Consider the following 22,126-nt stretch of genomic DNA (forward strand, 5'->3'; position numbering starts at 1 on the left):
CTGAACGATGCAACCTGACTCCTTCAGTCAGATGGTTTAATAAGAAGGCATCACGGGAACAAGCCTGACAAAAAGGAATGAACTGTCATGTTACAACCTCACTATTTTTTTGCACTATCATTACCGTCCGAAATGAAAGAAGAGATTGTGGAACTGACGGCTCCGCTCAAGGAAGAAGATCCACTCAGAAAGTGGGTCCATCCTGAGGATTATCATATCACCCTTGCCTTCTTGGGGCAGTCCTCGGGTGAAGGGCTAAGTAATGCCATCACCCTTGTGGAACAATCGATCAAAACAATAGGATGTTTTACGCTCTCGCTCTCTGGATTTGGCACATTTGGGAATCGTGAGGCACCAAGAATATTCTGGATGGGGGTTCAACCTTCTCCCCGTCTTCACCAGATCCGTGAAAAGGTATTTGAAGCGAGTGAAGAAGCCGGCTTCCAGTTGGATCAGAAGCCTTTCAGCCCGCATATCACCATAGGGCGGAAGTGGAAAGGGCCATCATCATTTTCAAAAGAGTGGTTGAGCGGTTTCAACCCAGAAAATACACGACTTCACCAGATCAAGGAAGTGGTGCTGTATCAAACGCATATGGACCGTACACCTAAATACGAAGCGATTCACACCATACAAATGAAAGACATGCCCTAATATGAACTCGAAAGGAAGGATCCCATGTGGCGCAGCTAATTAAACTCCAAGATTATGTTTCAAGATACGAGATCGATTTATATAGATATCCTTCCCAATTTGTCCGATTAAAAAAACAGCAATGGGAAAAAATGAAACACCATTGGGAAAATGGGGGCTCGGTCCCCGTTTTTGAAAATGAAGAACCAGAAACTGAGAGACATTCTGTGAAACGGAAACTCTTCTCTCTTTTTCGGAAAAAGGAAGAAGATGAGCCGAATGAGGAAAGAATCCCTTCACAGGCGGATGATGACGAGATCGAGCTAGAGATGGGGCATCATTCAGAGAGTGCAACGGAAGAGGAGCTGAAGCAGCACTTCCTGGACTCCATCTTCGATTTTCAATTAAGATGGGCAAGCTCGACCATTTCCCAGAAATCTTATGTGGATAACAGTTACTCCTATGATGAGCGCCTTAAGTATCTGCTTCAGCGCTTTCCGGATAATACGCTTGTTTTATATTACCCTGTCTTCAAAATAAAGAATGCCCCCTTAGAGCTGGAGGTTATCATGATTACGCCGACCGCGATATGGTGCCTGTCGTTTCTAGAGTTTGAAGACGGTACTGCCTATATCGGTTCCGGTGAACGTTTCTGGTTGAAGAAATGGGGCGACACTGAAAAGAAAGTGTTGAATCCGTTGATTTCCTTGCGGAGGATGGAAAGGATCATCGGGCAGATCGTTGAATTCGCAGGGGTGGACCTGCCCATTCACAAAGGGGTGATCAGCAGGAATGGTTACATTGATTATCCACTTGCCCCGGTAGGATATCATTTCATAGATAAGAGAATGCACGAAGGATGGTTCCAGCAGCAACGGTCGAATCCATCACCGATTAAAAGTGTCCAATTGAAAGCAGCGAAAAGCATTCTGGATTATTGTCAAACAACATCCTTCAAGCGGATGCACTACCAAAATGAAACCCTTAAAGAGTGGGAATCTTTACCTGAAGAGGATTCACGATGAAGACTGTATTCATTGTGAATCCCTCCGCCAGAAATGACCGGTCCCTCACATCGTGGAAAAAGATCCAAAAGACAATCAACATCCCATACGACCTTCATATCACTCATCATCCAGCGGATGTAGGAAAAATCATCAAAGAGCTAAGAAGTACATATCCCAATGATTTGCTATATGTCATCGGGGTCGGAGGGGATGGCACAATGAATTCCATCATTTCCGGCACCGCGGGTTTTGATAACATTGCAATCGGGTATATCCCGGGTGGAAGTGGAAACGATTTTGCCAGGGGCTTTCATTGGCCATCCGATCCCGAGGAGGCCTATCGGCTGGTCGAAGATACGATTTCATCTGGTGAAGGAATTTCTTTCGATGCGGGTCTTTTCTCTTTAGGCGGGGGGCAAAAACAATATTTTGTGAATAATATAGGGGTAGGCTTCGATGCCTCCATTGCTAAAAAGGCAAATGAATCACGCTTGAAGAAAAGATTGAATCAGTGGTCATTGGGGAAACTGGTCTACCCGATCCTTCTTTGCGTGGAAACGCTGACATTCACGCCCTACCGTATGGAAATTGAGGTAGACGGCGTGAAAGAGAAGTGGGACGGCGTTTGGTTCATCACGATTTCGAATCAGCCGTATTTCGGCGGTGGGATGAAAATTTCACCACGTGCATGTCCCTTCGATGGGGAGCTTGATATCACCATTGTATCGGGGTTATCGAAATGGAAGCTATTGTTTTTGTTTATTTCCGTCTTTTTCGGAAAACATACTGAATTGAAAGAAGTTCATACATTAAAGGGAAGACAGATCAGGATCGGAAGCAGGGAAGAGGTACCTGTCCACGCTGATGGAGAAACGGCAGGCAGCATCGATGGAAAGGTGGATCTGGACGTCAAGGTCCTTCCCGGCAACTGGAAAATGTTAAATAGAAGCAGGTGGCAGAAGTGTTAGTCATTAGTAGGCAATATGAAGCATTCTTGGATACATTCTCAACGATTACGTTCATTCTCCCGTATGCATATCACGGTGGTCATTCCAGCCGGTTTGCCTTATTGAAAGATGGAAGGGAAATGGAACTCCAACTGAAAGAGAAAATCCCTTTGGATGATAGTATGAAATATACTGCAACGCTCTCCGAAGAACTGGACTTCGGGATTACGTATGATATCGTCGATGAACATGGAACAAAAACAGACCTGCAGATCGGGGCGGTCATTCGTACGGAAGAGTTCGATCGGCGATTTTATTATGACGGCAATGATCTTGGTGTGACGCTCCATGAAGGCTCAGCCGTTTTCAAGGTGTGGTCTCCCACTTCAACAGAAGTAAAGCTTAAATTGAAGGGACCGCAGGATGAAGAACCCGTCACTCATTCAATGAACAGAGGGGGGAATGGTGTCTGGGAGCTCACAATCAACAGGGATGCAGAGGGGCTCCACTATACATTTATGACTTGTATCAACTTGGTCTGGAATGAGCTGGTGGATCCTTATGCGAAGTCTGTTTCTTATAATAGCGAGTGGGGATATGTAGTGGACCCGGAGCGCATCGGGCCAGTTTGTAAACCGTTGAAGCCCCTATCGTCCCCGGTGGATGCCATCATTTACGAATTGAATGTCAGGGACTTTTCAAGCGCGAAGGAAAGCGGAATGAAATTCAAAGGTAAATACCTTGCATTCACAGAGAAAGATCCTTCAACACCAAACGGTTATTCTAGTGGCATTAAGTACTTAAAGGAACTCGGCATTACACATGTGGAGCTGCTCCCGGTGAATGATTTTGACGGTGTATCGGATGATCCACGGGACAAACGCTACAACTGGGGTTACAATCCACTAAACTTCAATGCCCCGGAAGGAAGCTACAGCATGAAACCTGATGATCCCTCTGAACGGATACGCGAGCTGAAGGCGGCGATCGGGTCCCTTCATGAAGAGAATATCAGGGTCATCCTGGACGTGGTCTATAACCACGTATTCGTTAAGGAAACATCTTCCTTTGAAAAGCTCGTTCCAGGGTATTTTTTCAGGCATGATGAAAACGGCTTGCCTTCCAATGGAACAGGGGTCGGAAATGACTTCGCCTCGGAACGTGCGATGGCGCGCAAGTTCATCAAGGATTCCATCATGTATTGGATAGAGGCTTACGGAGTGGACGGTTTCCGGTTCGATCTGATGGGGATCCTCGATATCACCACGATGAAGGAAATTCGTGAAGAGGTAAACAAGATCTTACCAGGCGCGATCCTAATTGGGGAAGGCTGGGATTTGAATACCCCGCTTCCTGCCAATGAAAAAGCAAATCTCCGGAATGCCCATCACTTGGAGGGGATCGGTCAATTCAATGATTGTTTCAGGGATACCATCAAAGGGAGTACCTTCAATTTGTATGATAAGGGATTTGCCCTTGGTCACGGGAAATTGGAAGAGAAAGTGGAACAGGTAGTGACCGGGAGCATCGGGACAAAAGCAGGTGAAGTGGGGATCTTTAAAGAACCGGTTCAATCGGTCAATTATGTGGAGTCCCATGATAATCATACGCTTTGGGATAAGATGAAGGCCTGCCTTGAAGAAGATGATGGAACATTGAAAAAAAGACATAAGCTTGCGACTAGCATGGTCATATTTTCTCAAGGTGTCCCGTTCATTCATGCAGGTCAGGAGTTTTTCCGAACAAAGAAGGGGATTGAAAACAGCTATGATTCCCCCATCGAGGTAAACCAGCTGGATTGGCTCGCCAGGGAGAGGTATAGTGAAGATATCGATTACGTAAGGGAACTGATTTCAATCAGGAAAAGTCACGGCGCCCTCCGGCTTGGAACTACGGAGAGCATCAGAAAATATGCCATGGTCTCACATCCTTCCGAGAATCTGGTCCAGGTCCATTATCAACATGTCCATTCTTATGGCCCTTGGAAGGAACTCCTTCTCCTGTTCCATTCTGGAACCGGCACGCTGCAAATACCCCTGCCACAAGGTGAAGCTTGGACGATTCTGGTTGACGGAAATCAAGCAAATGTGAATGGGTTAGGGAAGCTGGACGGAGATTCGATCACGGTTGAAGCTCTTTCTTCCAACGTGCTTGTCCGCTGACACATCGTTCCAATGCTTGACGAAATGAGAAGATGACGATAAAATCGAAAATAGATGGCTATTGATTGAACTGCCCAATAGCTGTCTTTTTTGTTTTATGAAGGCATTTTTTTAATGAATGATTGTTCAACTAACACGTTTAAATGACGATAATAAAGTAAGGTTAAGATAAACGAAACATGACTAAGGACCAATAGAAGGTGAATATATTGGAACACTTATTTGACCAAGATTGGGAAATAGTCCCCGCAGGCGGTGCGACAGGAGAAGCTTTCTTTGCACAGTATCAGGAGCAGAGACTGTTTCTTAAACGTAACTCTTCTCCATTTGTAGCCGTATTATCAGCAGAAGGGATCGTCCCGAAACTGGTGTGGACCAAGCGAATGGAAAATGGGGACGTCATCACGGCACAGCACTGGTTGAATGGAAGGGAATTGAATCCTGAAGAAATGAAGAATGAACGTGTGGCGAGGCTACTGAAGAAGATCCACTCTTCGAAGCCCCTTTCCACGATGCTTGAAAGATTGGGGAAAGAACCTTTTCAACCTGATCATATGCTGACGGAAGTGGAGACCGGTCTTGAATTCGACCTTTTATCCCTCCCAATCGTCAGGCAAGCATTATCCTTCCTTCAAAAAGAACTTGATGAAGTGCAACAGGATGAATACGTGGTTTGCCATGGGGATGTCAACCATAACAACTGGCTGCTCTCTGACTACAACCAGCTGTATCTGATTGATTGGGATGGGGCGATGATCGCCGACCCGGCTTTTGATGTAGGATTGTTGTTGTACTGGTATATCCCTGAGGAAGAGTGGGATGAGTGGCTCACTCAATACGGAGTGCCCCTTACAGACAACTTGAGACTGAGAATGAAGTGGTATGTAGTGGCCCAAACAATTCTTTCCATCCAGTGGCATAAAGGAAAGGGCCGGTTCCATGAAATGAACCACTGGATCGAGTACTTGCATAAAATTGTGTAGTCAGGAGAATTGATCCATATCAGAAACCCATTGTGCAAGGTTCTGCTTGTTGTTCGTAATATGGGAGTCAAGATCGGAGCTGCCTGCACCGCTTTGGCTGTAATCATAGATTTCCTGCAGGATCGGCTTGATATTTTGATCGATGTCGACATTGACCATCAGCGATTTTACCAGTCGTTCGACTTGCTCGCATTCGGATACGCTACCGCAACAATCGGTTTGATGATTGGATAATATATCTTTTAATAATGTTAACTGATACTGGGAATTTAAAGGCATACGCTTCACCCTTTCAACTTAAATCTTCTTATTTTAAAAAAAGGAATTCACGTTTAGTGTGTGAATTCCTTTTTCTTTTATTCGTGCTATTTTGGTTTAATCACACGTGCTTTTAACGTGCATCCTAATTAGTAGTTGCACTGTTTTCGTACATCTGTTATTGTTTTTTCGGTAGAGCTGTTTTCATATGAAATGTTGGGCGTTCAGCTTGCGGCTTCTAATGGGGACAAGCCCTTACAACATCCTATATGAAAGCAGCTTTAAAACTAATGAATGAGGTGTCACAGCATGCGTTTAAGACATAAGCCTTGGGCTTCTGAAAAAATAAGCGACAATCCACAATTTGTGATTGCGAATCCCGAAGAGAAAAAAGGAAAATGGGATGACGTTTTCGGTAACGGCAATCCAATCCATATAGAAGTAGGAACAGGAAAGGGTCAATTTGTCACGGAAATGGCAAGGGCCAACCCAGAAATTAATTATATCGGCATCGAGCTGTATGAGAGTGTCATCGTGACGGCCCTTGACCGTCTGATCGAGGCAGATCTCCCAAATGTTAAGCTATTGAATGTAGACGCTCGTAATTTGACTGAATACTTCGCATCCGGCGAAGTCAGCAGAGTGTATCTGAATTTCTCCGATCCCTGGCCTAAGAATCGCCATGAGAAGCGCCGACTTACACATGAAAGCTTCCTTAAGTTATATGAGGATATCCTGATCAAAAGTGGAGAAATCCATTTCAAAACCGACAACCAAGGATTGTTCGAGTATTCATTGAAGAGTTTCTCGTGGTACGGACTGCACTTGAAGTTCCTCAGTCTCGATCTTCACAAAAGCGACTTCGAAGGCAACATCATGACCGAGTACGAAGAAAAATTCTCGGCTAAAGGCCAGCGGATTTATCGTGTCGAAGCGCAGTACCAAAACCAATAATGAAGAAGAGGTGTCCCGAGTTATATGGGGCACTTCTTTTCATTTAGGAACATTGATAGTAAGTCGGTTCCAGCAGTTGATTGATGTGTAAGGCGGAGATTCCTAAGGATTCTGCTCGAAAGATGAGAATCCGCAGCATAGTAATTGCGGGAAGACGCTATCTGACGCCCCGCGGAAACAGAGTTCCTTTTAGCACAAATCCCCCACTCCCCGCTTCTCCACAAGCAACGATGTTTACGGAATCCAATTCGATGGAGAGATGGATGAAATGGCATTCCGGGTGACAACGGGTCTTTATCTGTGTAAGTTGTCCATAAATTCTGATAAAATAAAGACATATGAATAAAGGGGGAATCAGACATGATGGAAACGATGAAAGTTGGGGATTTGACCATCCATTGGTTGAATGGTGGAGTCACCCATATGGATGGAGGGGCGATGTTCGGTGTGGTACCGAAACCTCTTTGGTCCAAAAAGTATGCCGTCAACGAATTGAACCAGATCGAATTAAGGACCGATCCATTGTTCTTCCGCTATCAGGGTAAAAACATCTTGATCGAATCAGGGATGGGTAAAGGAAAGCTGAATGATAAGCAAAAACGGAATTATGGTGTCCTTGAGGAATCAGCCGTGGAAGAGTCGTTATCAGAGCTCGGACTGACTCCGGCGGATATCGATATCATTCTAATGACGCATATGCATTTCGATCATGCATGCGGGTTGACGAAGTATGAGGGTGAAAAGCTTGTATCTGCTTTTCCGAACGCGACCATCTATACTTCAAAGGTGGAATGGGATGAAATGAGAGAGCCCAATATCCGTTCCCGCAATACATATTGGAAAGAGAATTGGGAAGGCATCACCCATCAGGTAGAGACGTTTGAAGGAGAGTTGATCGTTCTTCCGGGGCTTAGGATGATTCACACTGGGGGACACAGTGACGGACATTCGATCATCGTCCTTGAGGATGGTGGTGAAACCTTCATCCATATGGCGGACATCATGCCGACACATGCCCATAAAAATCCTCTATGGGTCCTTGCTTACGATGATTATCCAATGACTTCCATAAAGGCAAAAGACAAATGGATCAACCGGGCGTTGAGTGGGGAATATTGGTTCTTATTTTATCATGATGCTGTATACAGGGCGTTGAAGTGGAATAAAGATGGAGAAGTCATTGATGAAGTCCGTAGAACTCGTTGAGCTTTGTTTCGGAATATAGTGGATTTTATGAAGCTTCCAGCTGATGCGCGGAATCGAGCAGAGGCGTTTAACAGAGTGAAAGAAAAAAGGGTGGCTCCACACAGTGGTTGCCATCCTTTTGTCATTAATGAGTGACTGGATAAACTTCGATGATCGTTCCCGTATGTGCGTCTGCCAGGAATTCATATTGCTCAAGACGCCCCTCGACTCTCCTGGATATACCCCCTTTATAAACGTTAGTGGATATGGAATGTTTTTTTAATTCCTCCGGCTTCATTGTAATCCAGGAGCCATCGACCTTTCCTTCCTTCTTAAAAGCTTCCTTTACGTCCTTCAACACTTTTTCGGCAGAAATGAAGCGTGCATCCTTCAGTTTATCGCTTAGTAAGATACCACCCGCTGCACCGATCCCCAATCCTAAGATAAACGATTTCCAATTCATCATTATCCCTCCAAGCCATGATTACAAACACGTATATAGGTACATTCTAACAAAGAATCAGAAAAAAAGAGAACCGGTTTTGTTCGAATTGGTGGTAAGACGTGAGAAAGTTCTGTAAAATGAACGTATACATAATCTGATTTTAATGATAAAGGGGCCGAATAAATGAAACAAGATACACTGGATTTATTTAAGACGTTAACCGAGTTGCCTGGTGCACCTGGCAATGAACATGCCGTGCGCCAATTCATGAGGGAGCAATTGGAACAGTATTCCGATGAAATCGTACAGGACCGTCTTGGGGGTATTTTTGGAGTAAAACGGGGCAAGGCAGAAGATCCCGTGGTCATGGTTGCTGGCCATATGGATGAAGTCGGCTTTATGGTCACGAACATCACTGATAATGGCATGCTGCGTTTTCAAACGCTAGGTGGCTGGTGGAGTCAGGTTCTGCTTGCACAGCGTGTTCAGATCATTACTGATAACGGACCTGTCATCGGTGTGATCGGAAGTATCCCACCACATCTATTGGGAGAGGAACAACGCAGAAAGCCAATGGATATGAAGAATATGCTCATTGATATCGGGGCGGATAGTAAAGAGAACGCACTGGAAATCGGCATCAAACCGGGGCAGCAAATCGTTCCGATCTGTCCATTCACACCGATGGCGAATGAGAAGAAAATCCTTGCGAAAGCATGGGATAATCGCTATGGTTGCGGCTTGTCGATCGAATTATTGAAGGAACTTCAAGGTGTTGAACTTTCGAGCACACTGTTCTCTGGAGCGACTGTCCAGGAAGAAGTGGGTCTTCGAGGAGCACAGACTGCAGCGAATATGATCAATCCTGATCTCTTCTTTGCCCTTGATGCAAGCCCAGCGAATGATATGTCAGGGGATAAGAATGAGTTTGGGCAACTGGGCAAGGGTGCGCTTCTCAGGATCCTTGATCGCTCAATGGTGACGCATAAAGGCATGAGGGAGTTCGTCTTGGATACGGCAGAATCAAACGACATCCCATATCAATACTTTGTGTCGCAAGGCGGGACGGATGCCGGAAGGGTGCATATGTCGAATGAGGGTGTGCCAAGTGCGGTTGTGGGCATTTGTTCACGCTATATCCACACACACGCATCCATGATCCATGTTGACGATTATGCAGCTGCCAAGGAACTGATTGTTAAGCTGGTTAAGCAATGTGATCGTTCTACCATCGAATCCATAAAACAAAATGGATGAGTGAACAAGCAAATCATGAACTGTCTCCAAGGAGGCAGTTTTTTTAGCGTAGGAGATGCAGGAACTTAAGAAGGATCTGACATGTAAAGCATATAGAAAGAAAAGAGGTAAGGCAATTTGTTGAGAATCGCAATTGGAACAAAGAACAAAGCAAAGGTGGAAGCCATTCAGAAAGGGTTCAGGGAGCACTATGCTGATAACTATTTCGAATGCTTGAAGACGGAATCTAATGTCAATGAACAGCCTTTCTCAGATCAGGAGACAATTGAAGGAGCGTTGAATCGTGCCAAAAACGTACTAAGGATGTCAGACTGTGAAGTTGGAATCGGTCTTGAAGGTGGAGTGACAGAAACCCTTTACGGTATGTTCCTCTGTAACTGGGGGGCACTTGTTGATCGAAATGGCAATGAAATCATTGCAGGAGGGGCGCGTATATCGCTTCCTGCGGAAATCGCCAAGGAACTGAAAGCAGGCAGGGAACTTGGTCCGATTATGGAAGAATTCACAAATCGGTCTGACATCCGTCAAAATGATGGTGCGGTAGGTGTGTTTACCAACGGTGCGGTGACAAGGGATGAAATGTTCCTTCACGTTGTCCAGTTATTGATTGGGCAATGGAAGTATCGCAAACAGCTCGAAGGCTGATATTGAACTATTTATAGATACCTGAATACTTGGCCCATACCAATCTAATGACCCCTTCATAGGATAAACTATATCGGTGATTTTTACTGATAATTCCATTACAGGGAGGTTAGATTATGAGCTGTAGAAGAAATGACCGTGTCGGAGGACGCAGGAGCAATTGCTGGGATCTATTCGGGGACAACGTACTTGGTGCTGAGGACAATCGTGGAAGATGCCGCAGAAGAGACAACGTACTTGGTGCTGAGGACAACCGCGGAAGATGTTGCAGAAGAGATAACGTACTTGGTGCAGAGGACAATCGCGGAAGATGCCGCAGAAGAGATAACGTACTTGGTGCAGAAGACAATCGCGGAAGATGCCGTAGACGAGACAATGTACTAGGTGCAGAAGATAACCGTGGAAGATGCCGCCGCAGGAATTGCTGCTGGTTCTGGTAATATGATAAAAGGCTTTGCGCATTTGCGCAAAGCCTTTTGCTATATCATGTAGATCCCCTGAAAGAAAGTGGGGGATTCTTATTTGACACCTTTCATGAACTCTTGGATCTTCGGAGACATCATGAATAGAATGATACTTAATAGAATTGCTGCTCCACCGATGGATCCGAAGTAAAGCATTTCAGAATCCGCTGAATAGAACCTTACAAGCTGTGCATTCAGTGCCTGTGCTCCGGCAGAAGCCAGGAACCAAAGGCTCATTGTTTGAGCAGAGAAAGCTTCAGGTGCAAGTTTGGTAGTTGCTGATAAACCGACAGGTGATAACATCAACTCTCCAAGTACAACGATAAAGTAGCTCAATACAAGCCATAATGGACTAACTAATGCATCTTCTCCTGTGAAGTATCCAGGAAGAAGGATAACTAAGAATGAAAGTCCAGCGAATAAAAGACCAAATGCGAATTTCTGAGGGATCGTTGGCTGACGATCACCAAGCTTCACCCACATTCCTGCAAAGATCGGAGCAAGCAGGATGATGAATAGTGGGTTCAGTGACTGGAACCAGGCAGGAGAAATCTCAATTCCCAAGAAATCCAGTTGTGTACGTTTATCTGCATATGCAGCAAGGATTGTAGAACCTTGTTCCTGGATTGCCCAGAACATGACTGCTGCAATGAATAATGGAATATAAGCAAGTACGCGTGAACGTTCTGTCGCTGTCGTTTTCGGGCTTCTGTACATGACGATGAAGTAAATTGTAGGAGCCAGGATACCGAAAATTCCGACTAAATTAATGAATACATCCAGCGTGAACCATCCATTAGGAATCGTAATTCCAAGGATGATGGCAAGTACAACTACTACAAGAGCAGTCATTGAGCCGTATTTTTTCTTTTCAACGGCATTAAGCGGGTTAGGTACATACGTACCAGCAAGACCCAGGCTCTTCTTCTTTGTGATCATGAAAACAACTAGTCCGAAGAACATACCGATTGCGGCAAGTGCGAATCCCCAATGGAATCCATAGCTCTTCATAAGTGCACCAGTCAGAAGTGGTGCAAGGAACGCACCCATGTTGATTCCCATATAGAAGATACTGAACGCAGCATCGCGGCGTGTATCATTTTCTGCATACATTTCACCAACGATAGTGGATACATTCGGCTTTAATAGACCTGTACCCAGTACGATTAATACCATTGAAACGAAAAACATCGATAAGCTACCCGGGAATGATAAGGCAATATGCCCGAACATGATCAAAATCCCGCCATAAAAGACTGCTTTGGACGTACCGAATAATCGGTCGGCAAGCCAGCCTCCGATTACACCTGACATATAGACAAGTGAACCATAAATTGACATGATTGCTAAAGCTGTACCTTCATCTAAGCCGAGGCCACCCTTTGATACCTCATAATACATGTAGTAAACGAGGATTGCGCGCATTCCATAGTAAGAAAAGCGCTCCCAAAACTCAGTGAAGAAGAGCGTGAATAGCCCCTTAGGATGTCCGAAGAATCCCTTTTGTGGAACACTATCCACAATTTTCTGTTTATTGATTGACGACATATTACAACCTCCTTAGTTCTTTTACTATAATATTTTAATATTTTCATAAAGTCAAAAAAACTTTTAAAACTAGTAATTATATCATAAAATGTTTTTATTTTACCAACATTTTATTATTTTAGAATAGTAAGATAATTTGGGTGGAGAGACACAATTATCTACAATGAAAAAGCATGCCGGGTATCATTATACCGGCATGCTTTTTAGGTCTTAAAGTCAAAATTACTGTCAGTTATTGAATAATCTGGTTATTCGGTTTCGAAAATATATGAAAGTACTTTCGTTGCCTGTTCAATTGTCGTACATGTTACATTTGCTTTATTCGATAGTTCTTTAAGAGGATGGTGCAGTTCTTCAGGGCGGATCAATATCAGCGGCTTATTCATGGCGATTGCGGTACTGGCATCCATCGCTGTATTCCATTGTTTGTATTTTTCCCCGAATAGTGCAACGACAAGGTCGGACTTCTTCATAAGAAGCTCCGTCCGGAGATTATTGATGGCCGAGGCAGCATCGTCCCGGAGAACTTTGTCATGCTGTTCACCAAGGATTTCCTCCCCGATATCATCAGAGCGTCCATGATTCTCCATAGGACCGACAAATGTTAAAGGCAGGTCCAGCTCCTTCGCTTTCAGTTTTAAATCCTCTCTCCAGCTACTATGTATTTCCCCTGCAAGGTAGACAGTCAATTCCATTCGTTAACCCCTCCTTTTTTAGTCATCTTATCATATTTACCCCACCATTAGAAAAAGTAACCACCAATGCCACAAAATAAAGGTTTTTTCTGGATGAAAGGGTTGTCAATAGTACTATGTGACGGTATTATTAGCATAGGCCCTAAGTAAGTTAACATAAGGTGCTACACTCGCCTAAAAGGGAGGATAAGAGATTGAAAACATTTATGTCGATTGTTTTCTTCTTTCTTGTACTCAGTTTGGCTGGATGCAATACAACGATAGACAAAGAAAAAGAGCAGACAGCGCAAACGGTGGAAGATACGTTCAAGGATGATCCCAAGAATGCTAAAGAAAAAGCCGGTGATGTAAGCTTTTATCTTCCATTCGGTGCCAAGATTGAAAAAGAATCTTCCAATAATATCATTATTTCAAAAGGCTCTGATACGTTCATCCTGTTCGCCAATCCAGAAGAAGAGAAGGATAGTGAACTTTTATATAATATGGCCATCAGTGAGAAGGAAACGATTATCCAGCAAGGGAAATTCAAGGATGACGGTCGATTTGGATACTACGTCATCAAGGAACTGCCCCATTCTGAAAAGTATGAGCTCACTGTGGGGATCGGCGGTACGAAACTGACCACCCAATCCCAAATGGACGCTTTATCCGACAATGCCGAAATGATGATGGAAATCGCCAGCTCTGTAAAACATAAATAAAACGACGAACCGATTTTTTACTGTTCCCGGTAGAAAATCGGCTTTTTTTATAATGGTCATTTACTTTTGAATTTGTTGTTCTCTCATTATAAGACCGTTGTTGGTTCGATGTAAGACTTTGTTTTACGATATACCGCGTGAGGTTCCTTGCTATCACCTAAATGGGACTCATGCCCGTAAAAACCACTTTCATTCCGATGATTACACCCATTATCGGATCCATTCGCCCCTTCATTCCGATGATTCCACCCTTTATCGGATCCATTCGCCCCTCTATTCTGATGATTACACCCTTTTTCGAATTAATTCGCCCCTTCATTCTGATGATTACACCCATTATCGGATCCATTCGCCCCTTCATTCCGATGATTCCACCCTTTATCGGATCCATTCGCCCCTTCATTCCGATGATTACACCCTTTATCGGATCCATTCGCCCCTTCATTCTGATGATTCCCCCATTATCGGATTAATTCGCCCCTTCATTCCGATGATTACACCCATTATCGGATCCATTCGCCCCTCTATTCTGATGATTACACCCTTTTTCGAATTAATTCGCCCCATCATTCCGATGATTACACCCATTATCGGATCCATTCGCCCCTTCATTCTGATGATTACACCCATTATCGGATTAATTCGCCCCTTCATTCCGATGATTACACCCTTTATCGGATTAATTCGCCCCTTCATTCTGATGATTACACCCTTTATCGGCCAAGTGTGCGAATACTCCGCTACTCGATTCTTCACCTGCAACGAACTTTATGAACTTTTAGAAAAATATGATTACGTAAAATACATATAGACAAAAACTACATGTGTCTTTACACTAGTAAATGTGTGTATTCCTTATCATCTGAAAAGGAGATTGAAAATGAAACAATATTTGGAACGTAAGGGAATAAAGGTATCCGCAAAAGTTTACTTCATAGATGCTTTAAGTTATATGGCCCTCGGATTATTCAGTTCATTGATCATTGGATTAATCATAAAAACGATCGGGGAGCAGGCGACGTTCCTGCCACAATCCGTCAGTACATTCTTCATTGAAATGGGCAGTCTGGCCATCGGGCTGATGGGACCTGCAATCGGAGTGGCCATTGCATTCGGATTGGGTGCGCCGCCGCTTGTGTTGTTTGCAGCTGTGGTGACTGGGGCGGCAGGTGCGACTCTAGGTGGCCCGGCAGGTGCTTACCTTGCAGCCGTCGTTTCGACCGAAATCGGTAAATTTGTGAGTAAGACAACAAAGGTGGATATTATCGTCACACCATTTGTGACGATTCTTGCAGGTTTTTCAGTAGCATCCTTTGCTGGTCCCGGGATTGGGGATTTCATGACCATGTTTGGGAGCTGGATCAGCTGGGCGACTGAACAAAGGCCGATCATCATGGGGATCCTGGTCGCTGCACTCATGGGGCTTGCATTAACCGCGCCGATCTCAAGTGCCGCCATTGCACTTATGCTTGACCTTAGTGGTATCGCAGCCGGAGCGGCAACGATTGGGTGTGCGGCTCAAATGGTAGGGTTCGCGGTAATCAGCTACAGGGAAAATAAAGTGGGTGGCCTCCTTGCTCAAGGAATCGGCACTTCCATGCTTCAGGTGCCCAATATCATCCGGCACCCCCGTATCCTGCTGCCGCCAACCATTGCTGGAATGATCCTTGCACCAATCGGGACGACGCTCTGGCTTATGGAAAATAATGCTGCAGGTGCAGGTATGGGGACAAGTGGTTTGGTCGGGCAGATCATGACATTCAAGACGATGGGGTTCTCCTGGGATACTGCCATGAAAGTCCTTCTGTTGCATTTCGTTGGACCTGCAGCCATCTCCCTGTTACTATCGGAATATATGAGAAAGATTGGCTGGATCAAACCCGGCCAGATGACGATCGATACAGGAGGAAAATAACATGCGCAAACTAGAAACGATGGAAGAATTCAACGAATTAAAACAAAATGGTAAACATGTCTTTATGTTTTCGGCTGACTGGTGCCCCGACTGTCGGGTGATCGAACCGATCTTGCCTGAAATAGAAAATGAATATAGCGATTACACATTTTTATATGTAGATCGAGATCAATTCATCGATATTTGCATCGAGAATGATATCTTTGGGATCCCAAGCTTCCTTGCATTCGAAGACGGACAGGAAACCGGCCGCTTTGTAAGCAAGGACCGCAAAACAAAAGAAGAGATTCAAGAATTCATGAACAGCCTATCCAAATGATGAAAAGGGATATCCTTAATGGGTATCCCTTTTTAAATGAAGGATTTTTTTTGTATTATCGCGATTTTATTGTAAAATGTTCTAAGTGACAGTTTATTAATCGAACGGTACGATGTTCAGTATAAGAAGGAGGGGAACCATGGATATTAAAAAATTGAAAGGGATCCTTCAGGAGCGATTGGAAAAACCGAATCGCACGTTTACATATGATCGGGAGAAAGATTCCCTGCGCATAGAAAATACCGAGACCAAGAAAGGGATTACGGTAGCACTTCCGCCCATCGTCTCTAAGTGGAAAGAAAATAATAAAAAAATTGTCGATGAAGTTGTGTATTACGTTGAGGAAGCGCTGAATGTAATGGGGACGGATGCCGATATGGACAGTAAAGAGAAAAAGGTATTTCCTGTCATCCGGTCCACTTCATTCGCCACCGAATCTAATGATGGAATCCCGCTCGTCACGGATGACCATACGGCCGAAACAAGGATCTATTATGCAATCGATCTTGGTTCGACCTATCGGCTGATCGATGAGAACATGCTGAAAGAAGAAGGTTGGTCTCATGAGCAGATGAAAGAGACTGCGTTGTTCAACGTCAGAGGGCTGCCGACTCAGATGAAGAAAGACGAGGTTGCCGGAAACATCTATTATTTCTTGAATAATAATGACGGCTATGACGCCAGTCGTATTTTGAACGATGCCTTCCTAAAGAAAATCAGCGGAGATATACAAGGCGAGATGACCGTATCCGTACCGCATCAAGACGTGCTTGTCATTGGGGATATCCGGAATGAAACCGGCTATGATGTACTGGCACAGTTGACAATGAGCTTTTTCACCACGGGCAATGTCCCGATAACGGCATTATCATTCGTCTATGAAGATGGAGAGCTTGAACCGATCTTCATCCTGGCTAAAAATCGTAAAAAGTGAAGGGAGAAAACATTGATGAACGTATTTTATAATCTTGAAGGAATCGGGGACACCCTGATCATTACGCTACAACCTGGATTCGAAGGAAAAGTCGATCATGAAGGAAAAGGGGACGCTGTCCGCATCTTCTGTCAGGAAACAGGCAAAACCGTCGGCTATAACCTATTCAATGCGGTTAGCTACATGGAGTTATCTGAAAAAGGACAAGTTGAGATGAACGACGATAAGCTCGGGCAAATCAACGAAGCATTGAAGAAAAACGGAGTGGAAGAAGTACTGGAGGCAGACTTCTCCCCTAAATTCGTAGTAGGCTTTGTTTCGGAAAAGGAAAAGCACCCGAACGCCGACAAATTAAACATCTGTAAAGTGGATGTAGGCGGAGAAACCCTGCAAATCGTATGCGGCGCACCTAATGTCGATCAAGGTCAGAAAGTCGTTGTCGCCAAAGTTGGAGCAGTCATGCCGAGCGGGATGGTCATCAAAGACGCAGAGCTCCGCGGTGTCCCTTCATCCGGGATGATCTGTTCAGCAAAAGAACTTGACCTGCCGAATGCCCCTCAGGAAAAAGGGATCCTGGTACTTGAAGACAGCTATGAAGTTGGACAGCCTTTTAAAGGATAATTGAATTACACCGTAATGCCCTGAGTCGATGATGGATGGCTTAGGGTTTTTTAATTTGTAAGGTGTATGTTGATCTTCTGTAATGTTAAATATATTTAAAAATTATGTTGGTTATAAGACACAGAATCATGAGGTGTTCAACATCTCTTTTTTCCTCTGTAAAAGGCTAATTTTTTTAGCTGATTCCAGCTGTTGATTGGAGTGGAAGACGAAGTCTCCTGCGGGAAGAGTAGCAAATGTGAGACGTGTCCAGCTCCAAGGCTTAGATGCACATGTCATAAGGCAAACCGACCAAGAAGGCAAAGAGCGCCTTCCAGGCAGATTCGACTTATGCCACCCGCCCCTCTTCAAAGCCCTTCTGCTTTTCTTCCCGCAGGCAAAGCCAAGGAGGCTCACGGGCTACCCGTGGAAAGCGAAGTCTTCCTCGGAATTCAACTGCGGTAGAGAAGGGTCATTCTTTAAATCTTTAATCTAACTTTTCCCATCCCAACAATATTACACCAATATTGCTTTCGACACATTTAATTAACAATTCTCTAATTCTAGCGAAATTACTCGAATTTTTCTCTTTAACTGATAAAATATAAGATAAGTATCAAAGAAAGAGTGATAATTGTGAGTTGGTTTAAAAAAATCATGAATAAACTATCCGATCAGGATGAAACAACCGAAGAATATGTCGAAGAAGTAGAAGAAACAGAACCGAAATCCGAAAAAAGAGTTTTCTCAAATAACAGGGCAATCAATCATTCCAGGGAAGTCGAAGCAAGGATGACATACCAGTATCCAAAAGGGAACTTCCGTTTTCCTCTTATTTCAGATGGGGAGGAAGTAAAGGACACGCGCCCGGTAAGGAAGCGCAGAGAGCCTGAACAAGCCGAACAAAAGGACAGGCGGAAGTCCCTTCGGAATGAAGGCATGCAAATCGATCGTAAATCGAGGAAAAGCCAGCCTGAAAAACCGGTGAAAAAAGAATCAACATCAACGGATACCGTGACGAATGATAAACATAAAAAGACAAAAAAAGTGGAGAAAGGGAACAGTAGACCTTTTCGCCCGACTGAAATCCCATCACCGATCTATGGGTTTAAGGCGAGACCAGTCAAGTCCGTCAAAGAAGATGAAGTGGAATTTGAGCTGAAGGAATTTTTACATAATCGTGCACAGGCGACTGAAGAAAAAGTGGATGTCTATCCCCCTGATTTCAGTGAAGTACCAAAAACGGAAGAACCGTTGATCCAAGCCTCCTTGGTGGGGAATGAGTTCTCGTTCACGAAGGGTGAAGAGGAAATCTCTGACAGTGGACCGGCCGGAAGGATTGAAACATCAACAGATAGTGAAGAGGGAGTAGAAGAGGTTGAGGTGAGCATTGAATCCTCACAAGAAACATCCGGGGTAGCTGATTGGCGGGAAGAGGGTGATACTGAATCCTCTACAATGGAAGAAACGAAGGATTCTGTTTTGGACGTGCAATTGGATTCTTCACAAAAGGAAGAGCAGCCCACTTTACCAATCGGACAAGAAAAATCCGTAGAAGAAAACGATGCTTCCCCTGAAATTCAGGGCGTTATGGAGTATAACGAACAGGGAGATACTGACGGCGATCAGCATCAATCTGATAGCAGAAATGAATGGGTAGAGAACAACACAGAGTCTCCACAAGAAGAATCAGTCGAATCGACTGTCTTGACCAAGGAAGTAGAAACGAGCCAGAAAGAAGAAGTCGATCTCCATCAGAAACAGGACCCGAGCGAGAGAGAAGCACCGAGAACCAGGAAGAGGTCGCACCTTCCGTTCAACGTCCTGATGCTGAAACAGGATAAACGTCAGATGAATCAAAGGCAAAGGCTCTCAGGATCGCAAACAGGTAATGCCCATGATCGCTTTCAAGGATCGAAACCGACAATGCAGGCGGCGAAGGCAGATGAACATGAACAGTCTGCACCTACTGAACGAAGAGAATCTCATCCTCCTGAAGTGAAGCATGCCCCCCTAGAACCCACAGAGAGGAAGCATGACTTACCTGAAAAAGGAATGACTGATTCGAGCCGTGATCATAAAGACATGATCCAAGGGGAAGAAGCGGCCCAGAGCTATAACGCACTAGCTTCGTCCGTAAAAAACAAGAAGGGATATACATTCCCGGATATGGAATACCTTGTGCCTCCAGTATCCAAGAAACTGAGCAGTGATTGGCTGGATGCCCAGAAATCACTCCTGGATGAGACGCTTCACAATTTCAATGTCAGGGCGAAGGTCGTGAATGTCACACAAGGACCATCGGTCACAAGATTCGAGGTGCAGCCGGAGCCCGGGGTGAAGGTGAACAAAATCACGAATCTTTCAGATGATATCAAGCTGAGCCTTGCTGCTAAGGATATCCGGATTGAAGCGCCGATTCCCGGAAAGCATACGATCGGGATCGAGGTGCCGAATAAGGAAAGCCGGCCAGTCTGTATCAGCGAAGTGATCGCAAGTCCCGCCTTCCAGGAATCCAAATCTGCCCTGACGGCGGCGCTTGGCCTTGATATTTCAGGTCAGCCGATCGTGACCGACTTAAGTAAAATGCCTCACGGTCTGATTGCTGGTGCGACCGGATCTGGAAAAAGCGTGTGCATCAATTCCATCCTGGTGAGTCTTCTATATAAAGCGTCACCTGATGAGTTGAAGCTCTTATTGATTGATCCGAAGATGGTGGAACTTGCACCATACAATCGAATCCCCCATCTTGTCAGTCCTGTCATCACCGATGTCAAAGCTGCTACAGCAGCGTTGAAATGGGCCGTTGAGGAAATGGAAAAAAGATATGAATTGTTTGCTCATACGGGTGTGAGGGATATTAAACGCTTCAACGAATTGGCGGAGCGGAACAAACAGTATAGCGATAAGCTTCCTTACCTCGTCATTGTCATCGATGAACTGGCAGACCTCATGATGATGTCGCCTGCAGACGTGGAAGAAGCCATCTGCCGTATCGCTCAAAAGGCACGTGCATGCGGAATCCATTTGATCATCGCCACTCAGCGTCCTTCCGTTGATGTCATCACAGGTTTGATCAAGGCGAATGTACCGACAAGGGTAGCGTTCTCTGTATCATCCGGAGTCGATTCAAGAACGATCATCGATGGAAGCGGAGCCGAACGCCTGCTTGGTAAAGGGGATATGTTATTCCTTGAGAACGGATCATCCAAGCCGGTAAGGCTTCAGGGCACCTTCGTTTCCGATGATGAAATCGATGAAATCATCAATCACGTCAGGGAGCAAAGGGAACCTGATTACATCTTTCAACAAGATGAGCTGATCAAGAAAGCGCAAGTGACTGAAGAAGAAGATGAACTGTTCCTAGAAGCGTGCGAATTTGTCATCGATCAGGGAGGAGCTTCAGCTTCGAGTCTGCAAAGAAGATTCAGGATCGGTTATAACCGCGCGGCACGATTAATGGAAATGATGGAAAATAGCGGAGTCATTTCTGAATCAAGAGGCAGCAAGCCCAGGGATGTCCTCATATCGGAGAGTGAATTGGAGACATTGGCTTAAACTAGTACAATTATTTTTTACATGGTATCCTGTTTATGACATTGATAGGATACCTGTTTTTTTAGTCTGACAGGAAGTTTGTACGACGGATGAATGGGGTACGGGTACATACACCGTGATTGATGGTCCATACATATTCCCCAGGCATCATGAATTTGGGAAGATACTCCTGAATCAATCTTTGCAGTTTGCATGAAATAGTTGAAGTTGGATAGGTGAGAGAATGCACGAGAAGGAACTCTTGGATTTGAGCCGGTACCGGCGAAAAAAACAGCAAATCGCCCAAAGGCAAATGGACGAATTATACCGGCATGCCCTTGACTACGCATTGAAGGAAACGAATATACGTGAAAAGGTCAGAGCCAAGATGATATTCGCCAAACGCTTTCAATTAAAGGAACCACCACTTCTGTCACAAGAGCAAGAAAATGTGTTCCTGCAATGGTATCTTCTGGATTATAAGACGATCAACGGGCAGACAGTATGCTTTCAATTCCTTCAATCGACGAAGCTGAGTGAACCATTGAGGATGATGGGGGCCCTTCTTTTGACCGCGGCACCCGAACCAATCATCATCACCGACTGTCTTTCAGGGGATAATGCCGTCGTGATCAAGGGAGAAAGCATCATCCATGGCAAGGAAGAAGAGCTCAGAGGCAGCCTGGATTGTGGAGCAATCAAGAAAGGATCCATCTATTTCGTAAGGAAAGTCCCTCTTGTGACGGATCAGTGGATCATAGGTCCTGTATTTGAAGCCACTAACTGCGATGCAGCGGTGTCAATCAGGCGTCATTTCCGTCAAAAGAATCAGGAAAAAGGAGTATTATGGAGAGCGTTCCTTAAAGAAGAAGCTCCGTTATACATCCTTTAGGGCATTAGCTGTCCATTCATGGTCAGCGCCGATAAAAAGTGATAT

Annotated in this window: 23 protein-coding genes; 17 read left to right on the forward strand and 6 right to left on the reverse strand. The window is 44.7% G+C overall.

The genetic code is table 11. From position 1 onward, the window contains the following. The first annotated feature begins 87 nt into the window (after positions 1 to 87). From thpR to LCM10_RS17940, 5 genes are all read left to right on the forward strand, one after another. Positions 88 to 654, forward strand: a complete 567-nt coding sequence (gene thpR, locus LCM10_RS17920) for an RNA 2',3'-cyclic phosphodiesterase (protein WP_224877637.1) — start codon at positions 88 to 90, stop codon at positions 652 to 654. A 206-nt stretch (positions 655 to 860) separates the two neighbouring features. Next, on the forward strand, positions 861 to 1,658 hold the full coding sequence (locus tag LCM10_RS17925; protein WP_224877638.1) for an NERD domain-containing protein: 798 nt from the start codon (positions 861 to 863) through the stop codon (positions 1,656 to 1,658). Next, positions 1,655 to 2,608 carry a diacylglycerol/lipid kinase family protein gene (locus tag LCM10_RS17930; RefSeq protein WP_224877639.1) on the forward strand — a complete coding sequence of 318 codons (954 nt, stop codon included), beginning with the start codon at positions 1,655 to 1,657 and terminating at the stop codon, positions 2,606 to 2,608. Before LCM10_RS17925 ends, LCM10_RS17930 begins: the two co-directional genes overlap by 4 nt. Further along, on the forward strand, positions 2,602 to 4,749 hold the full coding sequence (gene pulA / locus LCM10_RS17935) for a type I pullulanase (RefSeq protein WP_224877640.1): 2,148 nt from the start codon (positions 2,602 to 2,604) through the stop codon (positions 4,747 to 4,749). Before LCM10_RS17930 ends, pulA begins: the two co-directional genes overlap by 7 nt. A gap of 209 nt (positions 4,750 to 4,958) precedes the next feature. After that, a complete protein-coding gene (locus tag LCM10_RS17940) occupies positions 4,959 to 5,732 on the forward strand; it encodes a phosphotransferase family protein (protein WP_224877641.1) in 774 nt (257 codons plus the stop codon). On the opposite strand, the gene LCM10_RS17945 is transcribed toward LCM10_RS17940, so the two are convergent. Beyond that, positions 5,733 to 6,011, reverse strand: coding sequence for a YtzH-like family protein (locus tag LCM10_RS17945; protein ID WP_224877642.1), 279 nt, complete (start codon positions 6,009 to 6,011; stop codon positions 5,733 to 5,735). A gap of 288 nt (positions 6,012 to 6,299) precedes the next feature. Here LCM10_RS17945 and trmB point away from each other — a divergent pair, with 288 nt between their 5' ends. Both trmB and LCM10_RS17955 read left to right on the forward strand, forming a co-directional pair. Beyond that, complete coding sequence (trmB, locus tag LCM10_RS17950; RefSeq protein WP_224877643.1) at positions 6,300 to 6,944, forward strand: tRNA (guanosine(46)-N7)-methyltransferase TrmB; 645 nt, start codon at positions 6,300 to 6,302, stop codon at positions 6,942 to 6,944. A gap of 363 nt (positions 6,945 to 7,307) precedes the next feature. After that, complete coding sequence (locus tag LCM10_RS17955; RefSeq protein WP_224877732.1) at positions 7,308 to 8,150, forward strand: YtnP family quorum-quenching lactonase; 843 nt, start codon at positions 7,308 to 7,310, stop codon at positions 8,148 to 8,150. Between the two features lie 124 nt (positions 8,151 to 8,274). On the opposite strand, the gene LCM10_RS17960 is transcribed toward LCM10_RS17955, so the two are convergent. Next, positions 8,275 to 8,595, reverse strand: coding sequence for a PepSY domain-containing protein (locus LCM10_RS17960; RefSeq protein ID WP_318247509.1), 321 nt, complete (start codon positions 8,593 to 8,595; stop codon positions 8,275 to 8,277). Positions 8,596 to 8,757: 162 nt separating this feature from the next. Here LCM10_RS17960 and LCM10_RS17965 point away from each other — a divergent pair, with 162 nt between their 5' ends. The 3 genes from LCM10_RS17965 (at position 8,758) to LCM10_RS17975 (ending at position 10,916) form a co-directional block, all read left to right on the forward strand. Next, complete coding sequence (locus LCM10_RS17965) at positions 8,758 to 9,831, forward strand: M42 family metallopeptidase (RefSeq protein ID WP_224877644.1); 1,074 nt, start codon at positions 8,758 to 8,760, stop codon at positions 9,829 to 9,831. 117 nt (positions 9,832 to 9,948) lie between these two features. Continuing rightward, positions 9,949 to 10,476: a DUF84 family protein gene (locus LCM10_RS17970; protein ID WP_318247510.1), complete on the forward strand. Its 528-nt coding sequence runs from the start codon at positions 9,949 to 9,951 to the stop codon at positions 10,474 to 10,476. A 116-nt stretch (positions 10,477 to 10,592) separates the two neighbouring features. Further along, positions 10,593 to 10,916, forward strand: a complete 324-nt coding sequence (locus LCM10_RS17975) for a hypothetical protein (RefSeq protein ID WP_224877645.1) — start codon at positions 10,593 to 10,595, stop codon at positions 10,914 to 10,916. Positions 10,917 to 10,994: 78 nt separating this feature from the next. Here the strand turns inward: LCM10_RS17975 and LCM10_RS17980 are convergent, their stop codons facing one another. Both LCM10_RS17980 and LCM10_RS17985 read right to left on the reverse strand, forming a co-directional pair. Beyond that, complete coding sequence (locus LCM10_RS17980; RefSeq protein WP_224877646.1) at positions 10,995 to 12,488, reverse strand: peptide MFS transporter; 1,494 nt, start codon at positions 12,486 to 12,488, stop codon at positions 10,995 to 10,997. Between the two features lie 248 nt (positions 12,489 to 12,736). Continuing rightward, a complete protein-coding gene (locus tag LCM10_RS17985; protein WP_224877647.1) occupies positions 12,737 to 13,183 on the reverse strand; it encodes a YtoQ family protein in 447 nt (148 codons plus the stop codon). 194 nt (positions 13,184 to 13,377) lie between these two features. On the opposite strand from LCM10_RS17985, the gene LCM10_RS17990 reads away from it, so the two are divergent. Continuing rightward, positions 13,378 to 13,884 (forward strand): hypothetical protein, encoded by a 507-nt coding sequence (locus LCM10_RS17990; protein ID WP_224877648.1) that lies wholly within the window; start codon positions 13,378 to 13,380, stop codon positions 13,882 to 13,884. Between the two features lie 157 nt (positions 13,885 to 14,041). On the opposite strand, the gene LCM10_RS17995 is transcribed toward LCM10_RS17990, so the two are convergent. Both LCM10_RS17995 and LCM10_RS18000 read right to left on the reverse strand, forming a co-directional pair. Then, a complete protein-coding gene (locus tag LCM10_RS17995; RefSeq protein WP_224877649.1) occupies positions 14,042 to 14,329 on the reverse strand; it encodes a hypothetical protein in 288 nt (95 codons plus the stop codon). Beyond that, positions 14,326 to 14,580, reverse strand: coding sequence for a hypothetical protein (locus tag LCM10_RS18000; RefSeq protein ID WP_224877650.1), 255 nt, complete (start codon positions 14,578 to 14,580; stop codon positions 14,326 to 14,328). Before LCM10_RS18000 ends, LCM10_RS17995 begins: the two co-directional genes overlap by 4 nt. Before the next feature lie 184 nt (positions 14,581 to 14,764). Here LCM10_RS18000 and LCM10_RS18005 point away from each other — a divergent pair, with 184 nt between their 5' ends. The 6 genes from LCM10_RS18005 (at position 14,765) to LCM10_RS18030 (ending at position 22,081) form a co-directional block, all read left to right on the forward strand. After that, entirely contained in the window at positions 14,765 to 15,799 is a 1,035-nt protein-coding gene (locus tag LCM10_RS18005) for a PTS transporter subunit IIC (RefSeq protein ID WP_224877651.1), read from the forward strand. Position 15,800: 1 nt separating this feature from the next. Then, positions 15,801 to 16,118: a thioredoxin family protein gene (locus LCM10_RS18010; RefSeq protein ID WP_224877652.1), complete on the forward strand. Its 318-nt coding sequence runs from the start codon at positions 15,801 to 15,803 to the stop codon at positions 16,116 to 16,118. A 139-nt stretch (positions 16,119 to 16,257) separates the two neighbouring features. Beyond that, complete coding sequence (locus LCM10_RS18015) at positions 16,258 to 17,052, forward strand: DUF1444 domain-containing protein (protein WP_224877653.1); 795 nt, start codon at positions 16,258 to 16,260, stop codon at positions 17,050 to 17,052. A gap of 15 nt (positions 17,053 to 17,067) precedes the next feature. Further along, positions 17,068 to 17,673, forward strand: a complete 606-nt coding sequence (gene ytpR / locus LCM10_RS18020; RefSeq protein WP_224877654.1) for a YtpR family tRNA-binding protein — start codon at positions 17,068 to 17,070, stop codon at positions 17,671 to 17,673. A gap of 771 nt (positions 17,674 to 18,444) precedes the next feature. Continuing rightward, on the forward strand, positions 18,445 to 21,210 hold the full coding sequence (locus tag LCM10_RS18025) for a DNA translocase FtsK (protein ID WP_412103421.1): 2,766 nt from the start codon (positions 18,445 to 18,447) through the stop codon (positions 21,208 to 21,210). Positions 21,211 to 21,433: 223 nt separating this feature from the next. Beyond that, positions 21,434 to 22,081, forward strand: a complete 648-nt coding sequence (locus LCM10_RS18030; protein ID WP_224877656.1) for a hypothetical protein — start codon at positions 21,434 to 21,436, stop codon at positions 22,079 to 22,081. Positions 22,082 to 22,126 lie beyond the last annotated feature (45 nt).

This window comes from Rossellomorea aquimaris (genome assembly GCF_020171925.1).
GTDB classification, from domain to species: domain Bacteria; phylum Bacillota; class Bacilli; order Bacillales; family Bacillaceae_B; genus Rossellomorea; species Rossellomorea aquimaris_F.

Excerpts from the sequence above, each read along its gene's own strand:
- thpR (WP_224877637.1), top strand. The coding sequence starts at position 88 with ATGTTACAACCTCACTATTTTTTTGCACTATCATTACCGTCCGAAATG.
- LCM10_RS17930 (WP_224877639.1), top strand. The coding sequence starts at position 1,655 with ATGAAGACTGTATTCATTGTGAATCCCTCCGCCAGAAATGACCGGTCC.
- LCM10_RS17945 (WP_224877642.1), bottom strand. The coding sequence starts at position 6,011 with ATGCCTTTAAATTCCCAGTATCAGTTAACATTATTAAAAGATATATTA.
- trmB (WP_224877643.1), top strand. The coding sequence starts at position 6,300 with ATGCGTTTAAGACATAAGCCTTGGGCTTCTGAAAAAATAAGCGACAAT.
- LCM10_RS17955 (WP_224877732.1), top strand. The coding sequence starts at position 7,308 with ATGGAAACGATGAAAGTTGGGGATTTGACCATCCATTGGTTGAATGGT.
- LCM10_RS17960 (WP_318247509.1), bottom strand. The coding sequence starts at position 8,595 with ATGATGAATTGGAAATCGTTTATCTTAGGATTGGGGATCGGTGCAGCG.
- LCM10_RS17965 (WP_224877644.1), top strand. The coding sequence starts at position 8,758 with ATGAAACAAGATACACTGGATTTATTTAAGACGTTAACCGAGTTGCCT.
- LCM10_RS17975 (WP_224877645.1), top strand. The coding sequence starts at position 10,593 with ATGAGCTGTAGAAGAAATGACCGTGTCGGAGGACGCAGGAGCAATTGC.
- LCM10_RS17980 (WP_224877646.1), bottom strand. The coding sequence starts at position 12,488 with ATGTCGTCAATCAATAAACAGAAAATTGTGGATAGTGTTCCACAAAAG.
- LCM10_RS17985 (WP_224877647.1), bottom strand. The coding sequence starts at position 13,183 with ATGGAATTGACTGTCTACCTTGCAGGGGAAATACATAGTAGCTGGAGA.
- LCM10_RS17995 (WP_224877649.1), bottom strand. The coding sequence starts at position 14,329 with ATGAAGGGGCGAATGGATCCGATAAAGGGTGTAATCATCGGAATGAAG.
- LCM10_RS18000 (WP_224877650.1), bottom strand. The coding sequence starts at position 14,580 with ATGAAGGGGCGAATTAATCCGATAAAGGGTGTAATCATCGGAATGAAG.
- LCM10_RS18005 (WP_224877651.1), top strand. The coding sequence starts at position 14,765 with ATGAAACAATATTTGGAACGTAAGGGAATAAAGGTATCCGCAAAAGTT.
- LCM10_RS18010 (WP_224877652.1), top strand. The coding sequence starts at position 15,801 with ATGCGCAAACTAGAAACGATGGAAGAATTCAACGAATTAAAACAAAAT.
- LCM10_RS18015 (WP_224877653.1), top strand. The coding sequence starts at position 16,258 with ATGGATATTAAAAAATTGAAAGGGATCCTTCAGGAGCGATTGGAAAAA.
- ytpR (WP_224877654.1), top strand. The coding sequence starts at position 17,068 with ATGAACGTATTTTATAATCTTGAAGGAATCGGGGACACCCTGATCATT.
- LCM10_RS18025 (WP_412103421.1), top strand. The coding sequence starts at position 18,445 with ATGACATACCAGTATCCAAAAGGGAACTTCCGTTTTCCTCTTATTTCA.
- LCM10_RS18030 (WP_224877656.1), top strand. The coding sequence starts at position 21,434 with ATGCACGAGAAGGAACTCTTGGATTTGAGCCGGTACCGGCGAAAAAAA.